General features: G+C 72.6%; 12 protein-coding genes and 1 pseudogene. 8 read left to right on the forward strand and 5 right to left on the reverse strand.

The features are described 5' to 3' along the window. Positions 1–10: 10 nt before the first annotated feature. The 4 genes and pseudogenes from ACOBQB_RS04055 to ACOBQB_RS04070 all read left to right on the forward strand — a co-directional run bounded on the left by ACOBQB_RS04055 (position 11) and on the right by ACOBQB_RS04070 (position 3,510). Complete coding sequence (locus tag ACOBQB_RS04055) at positions 11–775, forward strand: enoyl-CoA hydratase family protein (protein ID WP_423588841.1); 765 nt, start codon at positions 11–13, stop codon at positions 773–775. Continuing rightward, a complete protein-coding gene (locus tag ACOBQB_RS04060; protein WP_423588843.1) occupies positions 772–1,662 on the forward strand; it encodes a CoA transferase subunit A in 891 nt (296 codons plus the stop codon). Before ACOBQB_RS04055 ends, ACOBQB_RS04060 begins: the two co-directional genes overlap by 4 nt. Beyond that, positions 1,659–2,434: pseudogene (locus ACOBQB_RS04065) on the forward strand (CoA-transferase subunit beta). Before ACOBQB_RS04060 ends, ACOBQB_RS04065 begins: the two are co-directional and overlap by 4 nt. Before the next feature lie 17 nt (positions 2,435–2,451). Beyond that, entirely contained in the window at positions 2,452–3,510 is a 1,059-nt protein-coding gene (locus tag ACOBQB_RS04070) for an NAD(P)H-dependent flavin oxidoreductase (protein WP_423590377.1), read from the forward strand. 55 nt (positions 3,511–3,565) lie between these two features. Here the strand turns inward: ACOBQB_RS04070 and ACOBQB_RS04075 are convergent, their stop codons facing one another. The 4 genes from ACOBQB_RS04075 to ACOBQB_RS04090 form a co-directional block, all read right to left on the reverse strand. Then, on the reverse strand, positions 3,566–6,217 hold the full coding sequence (locus tag ACOBQB_RS04075; RefSeq protein ID WP_423588844.1) for an ATP-binding protein: 2,652 nt from the start codon (positions 6,215–6,217) through the stop codon (positions 3,566–3,568). Between the two features lie 173 nt (positions 6,218–6,390). Then, complete coding sequence (locus ACOBQB_RS04080; RefSeq protein ID WP_423588846.1) at positions 6,391–7,548, reverse strand: acetyl-CoA C-acetyltransferase; 1,158 nt, start codon at positions 7,546–7,548, stop codon at positions 6,391–6,393. 46 nt (positions 7,549–7,594) lie between these two features. Then, the gene (locus ACOBQB_RS04085) at positions 7,595–8,242 is read right to left on the reverse strand and encodes a TetR/AcrR family transcriptional regulator (RefSeq protein WP_423588847.1); all 648 of its coding nucleotides are present in this window, start codon (positions 8,240–8,242) and stop codon (positions 7,595–7,597) included. Positions 8,243–8,257: 15 nt separating this feature from the next. Next, positions 8,258–9,058: an SDR family oxidoreductase gene (locus ACOBQB_RS04090; RefSeq protein WP_423588849.1), complete on the reverse strand. Its 801-nt coding sequence runs from the start codon at positions 9,056–9,058 to the stop codon at positions 8,258–8,260. Positions 9,059–9,214: 156 nt separating this feature from the next. Here ACOBQB_RS04090 and ACOBQB_RS04095 point away from each other — a divergent pair, with 156 nt between their 5' ends. The 4 genes from ACOBQB_RS04095 (at position 9,215) to ACOBQB_RS04110 (ending at position 14,637) form a co-directional block, all read left to right on the forward strand. After that, the gene (locus ACOBQB_RS04095; RefSeq protein WP_423588851.1) at positions 9,215–10,549 is read left to right on the forward strand and encodes an acyl-CoA dehydrogenase family protein; all 1,335 of its coding nucleotides are present in this window, start codon (positions 9,215–9,217) and stop codon (positions 10,547–10,549) included. Beyond that, positions 10,549–11,535, forward strand: coding sequence for an acyl-CoA dehydrogenase family protein (locus ACOBQB_RS04100; protein WP_423588852.1), 987 nt, complete (start codon positions 10,549–10,551; stop codon positions 11,533–11,535). Before ACOBQB_RS04095 ends, ACOBQB_RS04100 begins: the two co-directional genes overlap by 1 nt. Before the next feature lie 873 nt (positions 11,536–12,408). Next, complete coding sequence (locus ACOBQB_RS04105) at positions 12,409–13,593, forward strand: anhydro-N-acetylmuramic acid kinase (protein ID WP_423588853.1); 1,185 nt, start codon at positions 12,409–12,411, stop codon at positions 13,591–13,593. 96 nt (positions 13,594–13,689) lie between these two features. Next, complete coding sequence (locus ACOBQB_RS04110; RefSeq protein WP_423588854.1) at positions 13,690–14,637, forward strand: DUF2510 domain-containing protein; 948 nt, start codon at positions 13,690–13,692, stop codon at positions 14,635–14,637. 154 nt (positions 14,638–14,791) lie between these two features. Here ACOBQB_RS04110 and ACOBQB_RS04115 read toward each other — a convergent pair whose 3' ends face one another. Next, positions 14,792–15,376: a TetR/AcrR family transcriptional regulator gene (locus ACOBQB_RS04115; RefSeq protein ID WP_423588856.1), complete on the reverse strand. Its 585-nt coding sequence runs from the start codon at positions 15,374–15,376 to the stop codon at positions 14,792–14,794. Between the last annotated feature and the right edge of the window lie 233 nt (positions 15,377–15,609).

A 15,609-nucleotide genomic window follows, 5' to 3' on the forward strand; every position in this document is an offset into this window, starting at 1 on the left:
GGATCCTCTGATGTCTGTCTCCACCTCCGTCCCGGAGCCCACGCAGGGCGTGGCCGTCGTCACCGTCGACTACCCACCCGTCAACGCCCTTCCGGTGCGGGGGTGGTACGACCTGGCGGACGCCGTGCGTACCGCCGGCCGCGACCCCGCCACGCGCTGCGTGGTGCTGGCCGCCGAGGGGCGGGGATTCAACGCCGGGGTGGACATCAAGGAGATGCGGCGCGACAGCGGTCACACCGCGCTGATCGGCGCCAACCGCGGCTGCCACGCGGCGTTCTCGGCGGTGTACGACTGCGAGGTGCCGGTCGTCGCGGCCGTGCAGGGTTTCTGCCTGGGCGGCGGGATAGGCCTGGTGGGCAACGCGGACGCGATCGTGGCGAGCGAGGACGCCACGTTCGGCCTGCCCGAGCTGGACCGGGGCGCGCTGGGGGCCGCCACCCACCTGGCCCGCCTGGTGCCGCAGCACCTGATGCGCGCGCTGTACTACACCTCACGCACGGTGACAGCCGCCGAGCTGCACGCCCACGGCTCCGTGTGGCAGGTCGTCCCGCGCTCCGAACTGCACGAGGCGGCGCTGGAGTTGGCGAGGGAGATCGCCCGAAAGGACGGCACACTGCTGCGTTTCGCGAAGGCGTCCATCAACGGCATCGACCCGGTCGACGTGCACCGCAGCTACCGCTTCGAGCAGGGCTTCACCTTCGAGGCGAATCTCAGCGGCCTGGCCGACCGCATCCGTGAGGACTTCGGGACGAGGCGGGAGGAAGGCGGGACATGAGCGACAGGCGGGGCCCGGACCACAGGGCCGGAAAGGTCATGACGCCCGACGAGATCGTGGGGCGTCTGGAGAGCGGGATGACGCTGGGCATCGGCGGCTGGGGCTCGCGCCGCAAGCCGATGGCCTTGGTGCGCGCGCTGCTGCGGTCCGACGTCACGGACCTGACCGTCGTCTCCTACGGCGGCCCGGACATCGGCCTGCTCGCCGCCGCGGGCCGCATCCGCAAGCTGGTCACGGCGTTCACGACGCTCGACTCGATCCCGCTGGAGCCGCACTTCCGCGCGGCACGCGAGCGTGGCGCCTTCGAACTCGTCGAGCTGGACGAGGCGATGTTCATGCAGGGCCTCACCGCGGGCGCCCAGCGCCTGCCGTTCCTGCCGATCCGCGCGGGCCTGGGTTCCGACGTGCTGCGGGTCAACCCCCAGCTGCGTACGGTCACTTCGCCGTACGACGACGGGGAGGAGCTGGTCGCGGTGCCCGCCCTGCGAATGGACGCGGCGCTGGTGCACATGAACCGCGCCGACCGGTTCGGCAACGCCCGGTATCTGGGCCCCGACCCCTACTTCGACGACCTGTTCTGCGAGGCCTCCGACACCGCGTACGTCTCCTGTGAGCAGGTCGTCGACTCCGGGCGGCTCAGCGAACACGCGGCGCCGCAGTCCCTGCTGGTCTCCCGGCACACGGTGACGGGCGTGGCCGAGACGCCCAGGGGCGCTCACTTCACGTCCTGCGTGCCCGACTACGGCCGCGACGAGCCCTTCCAGAAGGCGTACGCCGACGCCGCGGCGGACCCGGAGGCCTGGGCGGCCTTCCGCGCCCGCTTCCTCGCCGGCACCGAGCGGGACTACCACCTGGCCGTCCAGGCCTGGCACAAGGAGCAGCGATGACCCCGGCCGCCGAGCGGGCCGTCACCCGCGCCGAGTACTGCGTCATCGCCTGTGCCGAGGCGTGGCGGGACAACGGCGAGATCCTCGCGTCCCCCATGGGCACGATCCCGTCCATCGGCGCGCGCCTCGCCAAGCTGACCTTCTCCCCGACCTGCTGCTCACGGACGGCGAGGCGCTGCTCATCGGTGACGTCCCCGCGCTCGGCGCCGCGTCGGGCGTGACCGAGGGCTGGCTGCCGTACCGCAAGCATCTGACCATGGTCATGGGCGGGCGGCGGCACGTGATGATGGGCGCGAGCCAGATCGACCGGTTCGGGAATCAGAACATCTCATGCATCGGTGACTGGGCGCGTCCGCGACGGCAGCTGCTCGGCGTGCGCGGCGCCCCGGCCAACACCATCAACAACCCCGTGAGCTACTGGATCCCGAGGCACTCGACACGTGTCTTCGTCGAGAAGGTCGACATGATCAGCGGCGTCGGGTACGACAGCGCGGCCGCCGCGGGGCCCTCCGCGACCCGGTTCCACGATCTGCGCCGCGTCGTCTCCGACCTCGGCGTCTTCGACTTCGCGACGCCCGATCACGCGATGCGGGCGGTGTCCCTGCATCCGGGGGTGACGCTCGCGCAGGTGCGGCAGGCCACGGGTTTCGCGCTCGCCGCCGTACCGGACGGCAGCCTTCCGTACACCCGTGAGCCGACGGACGAGGAGCTGCGGTTGATCCGCGAGGTGGTCGACCCGCAGGGCCTGCGGGAGCACGAGGTGCGCGCGTGACGGCGGCGGTGCCCGTCATCGAGACACCGTTGACGAAGCTGGTCGGGGTGCGGCATCCGATCGTGCAGACCGGCATGGGCTGGGTGGCGGGCCCCCGTCTGGTGTCGGCGACGGCGAACGCCGGGGCGCTCGGCATCCTGGCCTCCGCGACGATGACGGTCGAGCGGCTGCGGTCGGCCGTGCGCGAGGTGAAGTCCCGTACGGACGCGCCGTTCGGGGTCAATCTGCGGGCCGACGCGGGCGATGCGCGGGAGCGTGTCAAAGTCATCGTCGAGGAGGGCGTGCGCGTGGCCTCCTTCGCGCTGGCGCCGTCCAGGGAGCTCATCGCCGAGCTCAAGGACGCAGGGGTGGTGGTGATCCCCTCGATCGGCGCGCGGCGGCATGCCGAGAAGGTCGCCGCGTGGGGCGCGGACGCGGTCGTCGTACAGGGCGGCGAGGGCGGCGGTCACACGGGTGAGGTGGCCACGACGGTCCTGCTGCCGCAGGTCGTCGACGCGGTGGACATCCCGGTGGTCGCGGCGGGCGGGTTCTGCGACGGGCGCGGCCTGGTCGCCGCGCTCGCCTATGGCGCGGCGGGTGTCGCCATGGGCACGCGTTTCCTGCTCACCTCGGACTCGACGGTGCCGGACGCGGTCAAGGCGCGCTATCTGGCGGCCTCCGTCAAGGACGTCACGGTCACCACGCGCGTGGACGGCCTTCCGCACCGGATGCTGCGCACGGAGCTGGTGGCCGCCCTGGAGAAGTCGGGCCGCCTCGCGTCCCTGGCCCGGGCGGTACGGCACGCGGCGGCGTTCCGCGAGCTGTCCGGTCTGGGCTGGGCCCAGCTGGCGCGCGACGGCCTGGCGATGAAGCACGGCAAGGACCTGACGTGGAGTCAGCTCCTGCTGGCGGCGAACACACCGATGCTGCTCAAGTCGGCGATGGTCGACGGCCGCCCGGACGCGGGGGTGATGGCGTCGGGCCAGATAGCCGGGGTGATCGAGGACTTGCCGTCGTGCGCGGACTTGGTGGAGCGGGTGATGGTGGAGGCGAGGGAAGTGATGGGGCGGTTGGGGAACCAGGGGGTGAAGGGATGAGGGCGAAGGGCTGAGTGGGGTGAGGAGCGATGAGGTTCGGTCCCGGAGGCCGGGGTCAGCCTCCGCGGCGGGCCAGGTGCGCGAGTGCCCGCTCGGCGAGGCCGTCGGCTCCGCACGTGCGTGCCAGGGTCAGGCCGCGTTCGAGTTCCGGCACGGCGTCCGCGGCGATGCCGTACTCGACTCGGGCCACCGCGTGTTCGTACGCGCAGGGCGACGCCTCCAGGTAGGTGGCCGCCTGACGGTAGAGGGCGATGGAGCGCGGGCCCGTCTCCAGGGCGGCCTCACACCGCAGGGCCTCGCCGATCGCGGTGTCCGTGCCGAACCGCTCGGCCTGCATACGGGCATCGGAGACGAGGTGCGCGGCCCGCTTCGGGTCCTCGTGGGCCAGGGCGCGGGCGAGGTCGTACGCCCACGGCGCGAGCACGGTGTTGTACTGGCCACGCGCCGTCAATGCCTTCGCCGTCGCCTCCAGTTCGTGCAGCCCCTCGTCCGTGCGGCCGAGGGCGAGCAGCAGCCTGCCGCGTACGCACATGGCGTCCGGGACGTAGATCGTGGAGGCGGAGGGCGGCGCGAAGCCGTAGCGGTCGGCGATGGCGCCCGCCTCGCCGATGTGCCCGCGCGCCAGGAGCGTGTCGATGAGCATGCTGGCCGCCTCCCAGTGCATGGGCAGGCCCTTACCGACGCGGTCGGCGAGGCGCAGGCTCTCGCGCAGGGAGTGCTCGGCGTCGATCAGCCGTCCGCGCCTGCGGTACACGTAGCCGAGGAAGGCGTGTGCGAGGGCGAGGTGACCGCCGCTCCAGCCCGCCGTCTCGTACACGCGCACGGCCTCGGTGAACAGGCTCTCCGCGCGGTCGAGCCGGTCGGAGAAGGCGTAGGAACCGCCGAGCATCAGGCGCAGCTCGAAGCTCCACTCCGTGTCGGTCCAGCCGAGTCCCGGCGCGAGGCGGCCGTTGACGAGGGCGCGGTCGCAGAGTTCGACGACCAGTTCGGCGTTCTCACCGCGGGTCATGGCGTCGAAGGCGCGCAGGATCAGCAGGGCGCGCTCGGAGTTGTCCCGGCCGGTGAGCGGGCCGGCGAGGTCGGCCAGCCGCCGTGACCGTGCCGGTGAGTCCTCCTCGCCCGCGTGGATGCCCTCCCACATGTAGTGCACGGCCTGGAGGCGCAGCAGCGCGGGTCCTTGTGCGAGCCGTGCCGCCTCCTCGGCGATGGCCCGCAGGCCCTCCTCCAGCTGGTCGTTGTGGACGAAGGCCTGGGAGAGCCGGCAGACCGCGTCGACGCGCAGCTCCTGGTCGAGGCCTCGCATGGAGAGCGCCTCGCGCAGGTGCCGGATGGTGGTGGAGGGTGAGGTGAGCAGCGTGGCGCAGCCCAGTTCGTAGAGCACGCGGGCGTGGATCTCGGGCAGCGGTGGCTCCCGCAGTGCCCGCTCCAGGCAGCGGCGGGCCGCGTCGGGGGCGCCGACCGCGAGGTGTTCGGCCGCGGCCTGGCGCAACTGCTCGACCATTTCGGGGTCGTCCTCGGGGTGCACTTCCAGGAGGTGCCGGGAGGCGGCCGCGGCGCCACGGCCCTCCTGTGTGAGGACGGCGGCGGCCACGCCGTGCATGGCGGTGCGGGTGGCCGACGGGATGGAGCGGTAGATCGTGCTCTCGATCTGCGGGTGGACGAACTCCAGGCCGTCGTCGTCAAGGAGCAGGATGCGCGCGGTGCAGAGCTGTTCCGCGCAGCGCTCGGCGGCGGTGCGGGGCATCACGGCGAGCCTGGCGGCCATGTCCAGGGAGATGGCGGAGCCGAGGATGGCGGCGGCCCAGGCGAAGCGGGTGGCGTCGGTGCCGAGGTCTTCGAGGCGGGCGATGAGGCCGTGGCCCTTGGCCGTGCGGTTGAGGGCGCGCAGGGCGTCCGCCGAGCTCTCCACCGGTTCGAGGTCGCTGTCCTGCACCTTGGCGAGCAGTTCGACCGATTCGTAGGGGTTGCCGCCGGTGACCGCCCACACCTCGCGGCAGAACGGGGCGTCGGCGTGCTCGCCGAGCGTGGCGCGGGTCAGGCCCGCGGCGGCGTCCGGGGTGAGCGCGTGCAGCGTGGCGAAGGAGCGGGCCGACGCGGCGACCGACGCCAGGTGGCGTGCGCTGTCTCCCTCGGCGTCGCCCGGTCGGTGGGCGATCACGACGAGCACGGACAGCTCGTCCAGGCGGCGGGCGAAGGCGGCCAGCCAGTGCAGCGTCTCCTGGTCGGCCCAGTGCGCGTCGTCGATGAGCAGGACCAGCGGCCATGTGCGCTGCGCCAGCCGGGAGACCGCTTCGACGAGGCCGTCGCAGACGCCCTGGGGGTCGGCCTGCCGTTCCCCGGGCGGGACTATGCCGAGGGCCGGGCCCGCGATGTCGTACCAGTCGCCGAGATATTCACGTGCCTCTTCGGGCGTCAGCGAGATGAGTGCGGGCTGCAGGAGTTGGCGTACGACGTTGAAGGGGACGGAGGTGACGGCCTCGCCGCCCCGTGCGTACCAGACCGTGGCGCCGCGTGCCTCCGCGATGCGGCGCACCTCCGCGAGCAGCGCGGTCTTGCCGATGCCGGCCTCGCCGCTGAAGACGAGCAGGCCGCCCACGCTCATGGCGTCCGCGCAGAGCTCCTCGACGGACTGGGTCGCCGCGGCGAGTTCGGCGTCGCGCTCCCACAGCGGGGCCCAGGCGGCCCCTCCGGGCCGTCCCTGCGTCATCGCGCTACCTCCCGGGGTCGCTCAATCGACGTACAGAAGTCGAGACTAGCCGGGTCGGGGCCGCTGTGGAGCGCTGTCGGCGCAGGTACTCCCGCAAGGGGTGAGGGAGGGTCCGTTTCATGGACGCGGAGGGGGATTCGCGCGGCGACGGCTCAGATTGGCGCGCCGACGGCTCAGAGGCGTTCGATGATCGTCACGTTCGCCTGGCCGCCGCCCTCGCACATCGTCTGGAGGCCGAACCGGCCGCCCGTGCGCTCCAGTTCGTGCAGGAGCGTCGTCATGAGCTTCACTCCGGTCGCGCCAAGGGGGTGACCGAGCGCGATCGCACCGCCGTTGACATTGACCTTTTCCGGGTCCGCGCCGGTCTCCTTCAGCCAGGCGAGGACGACTGGAGCGAACGCTTCGTTGATCTCGACGAGATCGATGTCGCCGATCCGCATGCCGCTCTTCTTGAGGGCGTACGCGGTGGCGGGGATGGGCGCGGAAAGCATACGGATGGGGTCCTCGCCACGCACGGAGAGATGATGGACTCGTGCGCGGGGCGTCAAACCGTGTTCCCGTACGGCCCGTTCGCTCGCGATGAGCAGGGCGGCGGCGCCGTCCGAGACCTGGGACGAGCAGGCGGCAGTGATCGTGCCGTCCGCCAGGACGGGTTCGAGGCCCGCCATCTTCTCCAGGGTCGTGTCGCGCCGCGGGCCCTCATCGGTGGTCACGTCGCCGTACGCGACGACTTCGCGGTCGAAGCGGCCCTCGTCGATGGCGCGCACGGCGCGTTGGTGGGAGCAGAGCGCGAACTCCTCCATGTCACGGCGGGAGATGTTCCACTTGGCGGCGATCATCTGGGCGCCGTGGAACTGGTTCACGGGCCGGTCGCCGTAGCGGGCGCGCCAGCCCTCGCTGCCCGCGTACGGGCCTTCGGTGAGGCCGAGCGGTTCGGCGGCCTGCCGGGACGCGAAGGCGATGGGGATCATCGACATGTTCTGCGTGCCGCCCGCGACAACGAGGTCCTGGGTGCCGGACAGGACGCCCTGCGCCGCGAAGTGCACGGCCTGCTGGGACGATCCGCACTGCCGGTCGATCGTCACGCCGGGCACCTCTTCGGGGAGCCCGGCCGCGAGCCAGCTGGTGCGGGCGATGTCCCCGGCCTGCGGGCCGACCGTGTCCAGACAGCCGAAGACGACGTCCTCCACGGCGGCGGGGTCGATGCCGGTGCGCTCGACCACCGCCTTCAGTACGTGGGCGCCCAGGTCGGCGGGGTGGACCCCGCAGAGGCCCCCCTTGCGCCGGCCGACGGGGCTGCGGACCGCTTCGACGATGTAGGCCTCGGCCATGACTGCGTGCTCCTCGGTCGTGGGGCGCCGTGCGCCGGCGCGCCTCTTATGTACGTACGGAGATGCCGTCCAGGACCATCGACAGGTACTGCCGGGCGATCTCCTCGGGGCTGTGGCCTCCACCGGGGCGGTACCAGGACGCGGCGACCCAGACGGTGTCGCGTACGAAGCGGTAGGCGAGCCGGATGTCCAGGTCGTCGCGGAAGACGCCTTCCGCGACGCCGCGCTCCAGCGTCGTCAGCCAGGCCTTCTCGAAGCGCTGCTGCGAGTCGGACAGGTACTGGAAGCGGTCCTGCGCGACCAGGTGCTTGGACTCCTTCTGGTAGATCGCGACGGCGGCGCGGTGCCGGTCGATCTCCCGGAAGGACTCGGTGACGAGCGCTTCGAGCGTCTCGCGGGGGTCGAGCCCGGCCTGCAGCACGGTGTCGTACCCGTCCCACAGTTCGGCCAGGAAGGTGCGGAGGATCTCTTCGAGCATCGACTCCTTGGAGTCGAAGTGGTAGTAGAGGCTGCCGGCGAGCATGCCCGCGGCGTCGGCGATCTTACGGACCGTGGTGGCGTTGTACCCCTGCTCGGCGAAGACTTCCGCGGCGATGCCGAGGAGTTCGCGGCGCCGCTCGGGCGAGGGGCTCACCTGGGGCTTCTTCTTGCCGGTGCCCGGCTGGTCACTGGTGCTCTGTTTCGGTTTCGACACACGGCCATTCTCCGCCTAGGCGTGCTGGCTGCTGACCGACACGGTCTCGCCCGTCATGTACGAGGAGTAGCCGCTGGCCAGGAAGACGATGACGTTGGCTATCTCCCAGGGCTGCGCGAACCGCCCGAAGGCCTCGCGGGCGGTGAGCTCTTCGAGGAGCTCGGGGGAGGTGACCTTCGCGAGATGGGGGTGCATGGCGAGGCTCGGTGAGACCGCGTTGACCCGGATGCCGTGGGGGGCGGCCTCGATCGCGGCGCAGCGGGTGAGGGCCATGACGCCGGCCTTCGCCGCGGCGTAGTGGGCCTGGCCGGCCTGGGCGCGCCAGCCCAGTACGGAGGCATTGTTCACGATCACGCCGTGGCTTCGGCCGTCGTCGGCCCGGCCGCTCGCCCGCATGCGGCGCAAGGCGGCGCGGGTGCAGCGGAACGTGCCGTTCAGCGTCACGTCGATGACCTTGTCCCACTGTTCGTCGGTCATCTCCGTCAGCTCGGCCGTGCCGCCCAGCCCGGCGTTGTTCACCACGATGTCCAGGCTGCCGTGCCGCCGCTCGGCCAGCTCGAACAGGCCTTGGACCTGCGCCTCGTCGGTGACATCGCATGCGGTGCCGTCTATCCGGTCGGGGCCGAACTCCTCGGCGAGCGTCGCCACCGCTTCCTTCGTGCGGCGCGCGTGGGCGTCCCCGATGACGACGCGCGCGCCCTCCTCCAGGAAGCGGCGCGCGGTGGCACCGCCGATGCCCGCGCCGGCGGCCGCTGTGACCACGGCGGTGCGGCCCGCGAGCAGGTCGTGCCCCGCGGGACAAGCGGGTGCGTCCATGAGCGGCCCTCCGGTTCGGTTCAGTTCAGTTCGATCCAGTTCGGTGCTGGCTCTCGACTCCTTCGCCCTCCTCAAGGTAATCTACCAAACACTTGTTAGGGAAGGTGTAAGTGTGGGGCGGATGTCAGCGAAGGGCCGATGGGAGGTGGGGCGCTGATGGATCTCGACTTCACCGCCGAGGAGGGCGAGTTCAGACAGCGGGCGCGCGACTGGCTCGCCGCACATGTGCCGGCCGTGCCCCTGCCCTCGCTGGAGACCGAGGAGGGTTTCGCGGCCCACCGGGAGTGGGAGCGCGAGCTCGCCGCCGACCACTGGTCGGTGGTCTCCTGGCCCGAGGAGTACGGCGGTCAGGGCGTCGACATCGTCAAGTGGCTCGTGTTCGAGGAGGAGTACTACGCGGCGGGGGCGCCGGGCAGGGTCTCGCAGAACGGCATCAACCTGCTCGCCCCGACCCTTTTCGACTTCGGCACCGCGGAGCAGCGCGCGCGGATACTGCCCTCCATGGCGACCGGCGAGGTGATCTGGGCACAGGCCTGGTCGGAGCCGGAGTCGGGCTCCGACCTCGCGTCACTGCGCTCCACCGCCCGGCGGGCCGAGGGTGGTTGGCTGCTCAGCGGGCAGAAGACGTGGTCGTCACGGGCTGCCTTCGCCGATCGCGCGTTCGGGCTCTTCCGTGGCGAGCCGAGTGAGGACGGGGTGGAGGCGGGCGCGGCGACCGGGGTGGAGGCGGGCGCGGCGACCGGGGTGGAGGCGGGCGCGGCGACCGCCGCGGAGATGGCGGGCAAGCCGCATCAAGGGCTCACATATCTCATGTTCCCGCTCGACGCCGACGGCGTGACGGTCCGCCCCGTGGGGCGCCTGGACGGCAAGCCCGCCTTCGCCGAGCTCTTCCTCGACGACGTCTTCGTGCCCGACGAGGACGTGATCGGCGAGCCCGGCCAGGGCTGGCGCATCGCGATGTCCACCACGGGGAACGAACGCGGTCTGACGCTGCGCTCCCCCGGCCGCTTCCTCGCCTCCGCGGAGCGTCTCGCGCGGTGCTGGCGGGCGTACGGCGACCCCGCGGACACCGCGCTGCGCGACCGCGTGGCCGACGCCGTCATCGGGGCGCGCGCCTACGAGTTGTTCACGTGGGCCCATGCCTCGCGGTTCGCGGCCGGGGAGCGGATCGGCGCCGAGTCAAGCCTCAACAAGGTCTTCTGGTCGGAGTACGACATCGCGCTGCACGAGACGGCGCTGGACCTGCTGGGCGCGGACGGCGAACTGATCGACGGCCCGGCGATCGACAGGGCTGCGATCGATGGGGCGGCGTTCGGTGGGGCGGCGTTCGGTGGCGCGGCGACAGAGGCGGGCTTCGCGGACACCGACGGCGTCGACTGGATGGAGGGGTACGTCTTCTCGCTCGCCGGGCCCATCTACGCCGGTACGAACGAGATCCAGCGCGACATCGTCGCCGAGCGGCTGCTCGGCCTGCCGAAGGGGCGCCGCTGATGAGGTTTCTTCTCGACGCCGAGCAGCGGGAGTTCGCGCGCTCCCTGGACGCGATGCTGGCGGCGGCCGACACGGTGGCGGCCACGCGCGCGTGGGGCACCGGCGCCCACGCGCGGGGCCGCGCGGTCTGGGCGAGGCTCGCGCAGGCGGGGGTCTTCGCGCTGCCGGTTCCGCAGGAGTACGACGGCGTGGGCCCCCTGCCCCTCGAAACGGTCGTCGCCTTCGTGGAGTTGGGGCGGCACGCCGTGCCCGGCCCGGCCGTCGAGACGGTGGCCGCGGCGGCGCTCCTCGCGCGCCTCGCCGAGCTGGGCGAGCCGGGGCCGGCCAAGCGCTTCCTCCCCGCGCTCGCCTCCGGTGCCGCGAGCACGACGCTGACGCTGCCCGGCGGGGGGCCGTACGCACTGGACGCGGACGCGGCGGGCCTCGTCCTCGCCGTGACCGACGCCGAGCTGCGGCTCGCGCCAGGCCACGCGCGCGTACGTCGCTCCTTCGACCCCGCGCGCCGCCTCGCCGCCCCACTGCCCGGCGGGGAACCGCTCGCCACGGGCCCGGCCGTGGCCACCGCCGCGCGGCACGCGACGGACTGGGCGGCGCTCGCCACGGCCGCGCAGGCGCTCGGCGTCGGGTGCGCGCTGCTCGACAGGACCGTGGCGTACGTGAAGCAGCGCAGCCAGTTCGGGACGCGGATCGGGGCGTTCCAGGCCGTGAAGCACCGGCTCGCGGACGTCCTGGTAAGGCTGGAGTTCGCCCGGCCGCTGGTGCTCGGCGCCGCGCTGACCATGGCGCCCCTAGACATCGCCGCCGCCAAGGTGACCGCGGGCGAGGCGGCGTACGGAGCGGCCCGCGCCGCGCTCCAGCTGCATGGGGCGATCGGGTACACCGCGGAGTTCGACCTGTCCCTGTGGCTCACGAAAGCGCGGGCGCTGCGGTGTGCGTGGGGGGACCCGGGGGTGTGGCGGGGCAGGGCCCTCACCGCGGAGGCCTGAGCCGAGCACGCCGCCGGCCGACGGGGGATCTGGGCGGCGCGCCGCGTGCCTGTGGGTGAGCCGGGCCTTCATGGCGCGCCGCTGCCCGCGGGCGGCCTGGACCTTCGCGGCGCTTGAGTCCACCGCCCCGCCGGGCGGCGTGAACACCTCCGTCGAGCACGCCGCCGAGAGGCGGACACCGTCCTGACCAGAGCGCGCTGAGGTGTCTGCTACGGCAGGCGTGCCGCGCCGTTCGGCGGTGCGCGCTCTGGACGGGCGGCGTCCCAGCGGCCAAGGACACCCGCCCAAGCGCACGCCCACTAAGCGCACACCCGCCAGCGCGCTCCCACCCAAGCACCGGCTCCCCCACCCGAGCACCGGCCCTTCTCCAAGCGCGCTCCCACCCAAGCACAGCCCACCCAACCGCACGCCCCCACAAGCGCCCCCCGCCCAACCGCGTCCCCCAACCCTCCAGGGCACCCTCCAAGCCCCCCCCTAGCGCCCCCAGGCCCCCTCCAGGCGCCCTTAGGCACCCTCCAGGCCCCCAGGCGCCGATGCCCGAACGAACGCGCCCCGCGGCGCGTCCACCGCGCGCGGCTGCGCGTGGCGCACGGCGGATGGGCGGCGCAGAGGCCGGGCGCTCATCCGGGCCCCCGCGCGGGAGACTCTCTCCGTGCCTCGGCCGCCCCCGCGGTCGTCTTCCGTGCGACGCTGGACCACGCTCCACGGCCAAGTGGCGCGCCCCACAGCCCGTGCCGCGCGCTCCGGCGGGTCTGCGCCCGGCCGAGATGCCACCGCACCCCGTGCCGCTTCCCCGGAAGGCGCGTCGACCTCCGCCGACGGGATGCGATGATCAAAAACCATTGGCGAGCCGACCGGGAAGGAGGCCCCCACGTGCGCGTGATCGGGCTCATGTCAGGGACCTCGTACGACGCGATCGACGCCGCCGCGGCGGATCTGACCCTCGACGGGGACCGGCTGACGCTCACCCCCCTCGGGCTGATCAGCCGCGGCTACGACGAAGGGCTGCGCGCCGGGCTCGCCGCCGCGCTGCCGCCCGCGACGACCACCTTCGCCGACGTCTGCCGTCTCGACACCGCCATCGGTCGCGCCTTCGCCGCCGCCGCGGTCGAGGCGAACCGCGAACTGTGCGACGGCCAGGCCGAGTTGGTCGCCTCGCACGGCCAGACGGTCTACCACTGGGTGGCGGACGGCCAGGTCCACGGCACCCTCCAGATCGGACAGCCCGCCTGGATCGCCGAGGCGACGGGGCTACCGGTGGTCGCCGACTTCCGCCCGCGCGACATCGCGGCGGCCGGCCAGGGCGCGCCCCTGGTGAGCCTGGTGGACCGGATGTGGCTGCGCGGCCGCCCCGGTGCCCCCGCCGCACTGAATCTGGGCGGCATCGCCAACATCACCGCCGCCGACGGCACGGCCTTCGACACCGGCCCCGCCAACGCCCTGATCGACGCCGCGGTGAACGAGGCCACGGGCGGCCGTCTCGCCTACGACCTGGACGGTGAGCTGGCCGCCCGCGGCACGGTCCACCCGGGTCTCCTCGACCGCCTCCTCGCCGAGCCGTACTACGCGCTCCCCGCGCCGAAGACGACGGGCAAGGAACTCTTCCATCTGCCTTATCTCCGTAAGGCGTTGAAGGAGTACGAGGCGCTGGCCACGGAGGACGTCGTCGCCACGCTCACCCGGCTCACCGCCCGCACGGCCGCCGACGCCGCCCGCTCGGTGAGGGCCTCGGAGGTCATCGTCTCCGGCGGCGGCACGCGCAATCCCGTGCTGATGGCGTTCCTGCGGGCGGAGTTGGGCGGCGGCGTCCCCCTGCGCACCTCCGACGAGCTCGGTCTGCCGTCCGCGGCGAAGGAGGCGTACGCCTTCGCCGTCCTCGGTTTCCTGACTCTGCACGGGCTGCCGGGGACGGACCCGCTGAGCACGGGGGCGCGCCACGCGAGCGTGCTGGGTTCGATCACGCCGGGGCGGCGGGGCACGCCGTGGCCCGAGACGCGCTCCGAGAAGGAGGCCCCGGCCCGCCTGGTCGTCAACGGCCATGGCAGCCGGGCGCGGTAGACCACGGGACGGCGGACCCCTGAGCGGGAGGACGGGAACCTCACTTTCCAGGCCCCTCTCATGCCACTTTCAGGCTGGGCTCATACTCTGGCGCCCATGACGCAGATGACTCCTCCAGGCTGGTACCCCGATCCCGGCCAGGCCGCCGGCGGTCCTCCCACCGAGCGCTGGTGGGACGGGAACGTGTGGACGGATCAGGTGCGCGCCGCCCAGGGCACGCACGCCTTTCCGACCCAGCCGGCCTTTCCGGCGTACCCGGCACAGGCCCCCGCACCACCGCGGCGCCTGCGCGTCGCGATAGCCGCGGGCGTGGTGCTGGTCGTCCTCGCCGGGATCGCCGGCGGGGTGTACGCGCTGACCGCCGACGACGACGGTGGCGGCGAGGGCGGCTCCACGGCCAAGGAGCCGCCGTCCGGCGCCCCGCGGGAGCCGGGGAACCCTGAGGCACCCCGGTCGCCGGGCGGCCCGGGCGATCCGGACGCGCCCCGGACGCCGGGCCAGGAGCCCGGTTTCGCGAATGACCCGGTGAACGGCATCAAGATCCCCGTACCGGACGGCTGGACGGGCGGGACGACCCGGGTGGGCGCCGGAGTGCAGACGAAGCCGATCCCCTGCCCGGGCAACCTCGAGGAGCGGTGCACGCGCGGCAGCGCGTACTCCCAGTCCGCCCAGAACCTGGGCATCGACGCGAAGACGCCCGAGGCGGCCGCCAAGGCGGACATCGAGAAGAACGCGAAGGACGGCTACAGCGGCAAGACCTACGGCAAGATCACCTCACACAAGGTGCTGGCCTCCAAGTCGATCACCGTCGCGGGCCGGAAGGGCTACTACGTCCGCTGGAAGGCGGTCACGGCGAAGAGCGACGACGGCTACGTCGAGTCGCTCGCCTTCCCCTCCCCCGCCGACAAGACGAAGATCGTCATTGTCCGCATGGGCATCGACGACAACCCCAAGGCCCCTTCGCTCTCCTACATGGACCAGATCGCGAAGGGCATCAAGGCAGGGCCCCTGGGGGAGGGCGGCGGAGCCGGACAGGACGTGTAGCGAGCGCCGTCGGGACGTGTTCCCGATGGGCCGGGCGGGGTTCCTCGCCGCTCAGAAAGGAACCCCGTCCGGCCCGGGGGTGCGCGCCGCCCCCGTCCCCACGGTGCGGCGCGGGCAGGCCCGAGTCCGCCATCCAACAGACTCGGGCCCGCGATCAGGTGAGGCCGAGCGCGGGCAGCACGCAGGCCTCGACGAAACGGGTCAGATACTTCTCGTCGGCGTGGGCGCCCTCGATGATGGGCCTCGCCCGCAGCACGCCGAACAGCTGCACTGTGACGAACTCCACCGCCGGGTGCCCCTCGGCGATCTCGCCGCGCTCCACGCCGCGCCGGATGATCGCGTCCATGGCCTGGAGCTCCGGCTCGACCAGTGTCTCGCGCAGCACCCGCTGGAGGTCCACGTCCTGAAGAACCGCGTGACTGAGCGCTTGGACCAGCATCGTGTCACGCCCCGACTGCTCGCCCGCGGCCCGGGCCGCCGCCCTCAGGTCGCCGGCGAGGCTGCCGGTGTCGATGCCCTGGAACCGCACGCAGCGGTTGGCCCGCAGCGCCGCGGCCACGAACTGGGGCTTGGACTTCCACTGGCGGTAGAGCGTGGACTTGCTGCACCGGGTGCGGGCGGCGACGCCCTCCATGGTCAGAGCCTCGTACCCGCACTCGCGGAGCTGGTCGAGGACGGCGTCGTAGAACTCCTGCTCACGCTCGGGCGTGATCTTCGAGCGGCTCGACGTCGACGTCATGGCTCTTCTCCTCGGTACGGCGGCCGGATCGGCCCGATCCCAGCTCGACCCCAGCTTGATTCAGCGTGATCCCGGCTTGAGTCAGCGTGATCTCAGCTCGGTTACAGCTCGATCGGCCCTCATCGATACGCCAGTGTACCGGTACGCCTCCGTATCGGTACACTGGCGTATCGATGAGTGAGGCGATCCCTCGCTCCACACCGCACTACCCAGTCATCACGCAAAGGGGCCGG

The organism is Streptomyces sp. G5(2025), assembly GCF_049542075.1.
GTDB lineage: Bacteria > Actinomycetota > Actinomycetes > Streptomycetales > Streptomycetaceae > Streptomyces.

Bases quoted from the DNA above. Each gene is read 5' to 3' on its own strand.
- ACOBQB_RS04055 (WP_423588841.1), top strand. From the start codon at position 11: ATGTCTGTCTCCACCTCCGTCCCGGAGCCCACGCAGGGCGTGGCCGTC.
- ACOBQB_RS04060 (WP_423588843.1), top strand. From the start codon at position 772: ATGAGCGACAGGCGGGGCCCGGACCACAGGGCCGGAAAGGTCATGACG.
- ACOBQB_RS04075 (WP_423588844.1), bottom strand. From the start codon at position 6,217: ATGACGCAGGGACGGCCCGGAGGGGCCGCCTGGGCCCCGCTGTGGGAG.
- ACOBQB_RS04080 (WP_423588846.1), bottom strand. From the start codon at position 7,548: ATGGCCGAGGCCTACATCGTCGAAGCGGTCCGCAGCCCCGTCGGCCGG.
- ACOBQB_RS04090 (WP_423588849.1), bottom strand. From the start codon at position 9,058: ATGGACGCACCCGCTTGTCCCGCGGGGCACGACCTGCTCGCGGGCCGC.
- ACOBQB_RS04095 (WP_423588851.1), top strand. From the start codon at position 9,215: ATGGATCTCGACTTCACCGCCGAGGAGGGCGAGTTCAGACAGCGGGCG.
- ACOBQB_RS04100 (WP_423588852.1), top strand. From the start codon at position 10,549: ATGAGGTTTCTTCTCGACGCCGAGCAGCGGGAGTTCGCGCGCTCCCTG.
- ACOBQB_RS04110 (WP_423588854.1), top strand. From the start codon at position 13,690: ATGACGCAGATGACTCCTCCAGGCTGGTACCCCGATCCCGGCCAGGCC.
- ACOBQB_RS04115 (WP_423588856.1), bottom strand. From the start codon at position 15,376: ATGACGTCGACGTCGAGCCGCTCGAAGATCACGCCCGAGCGTGAGCAG.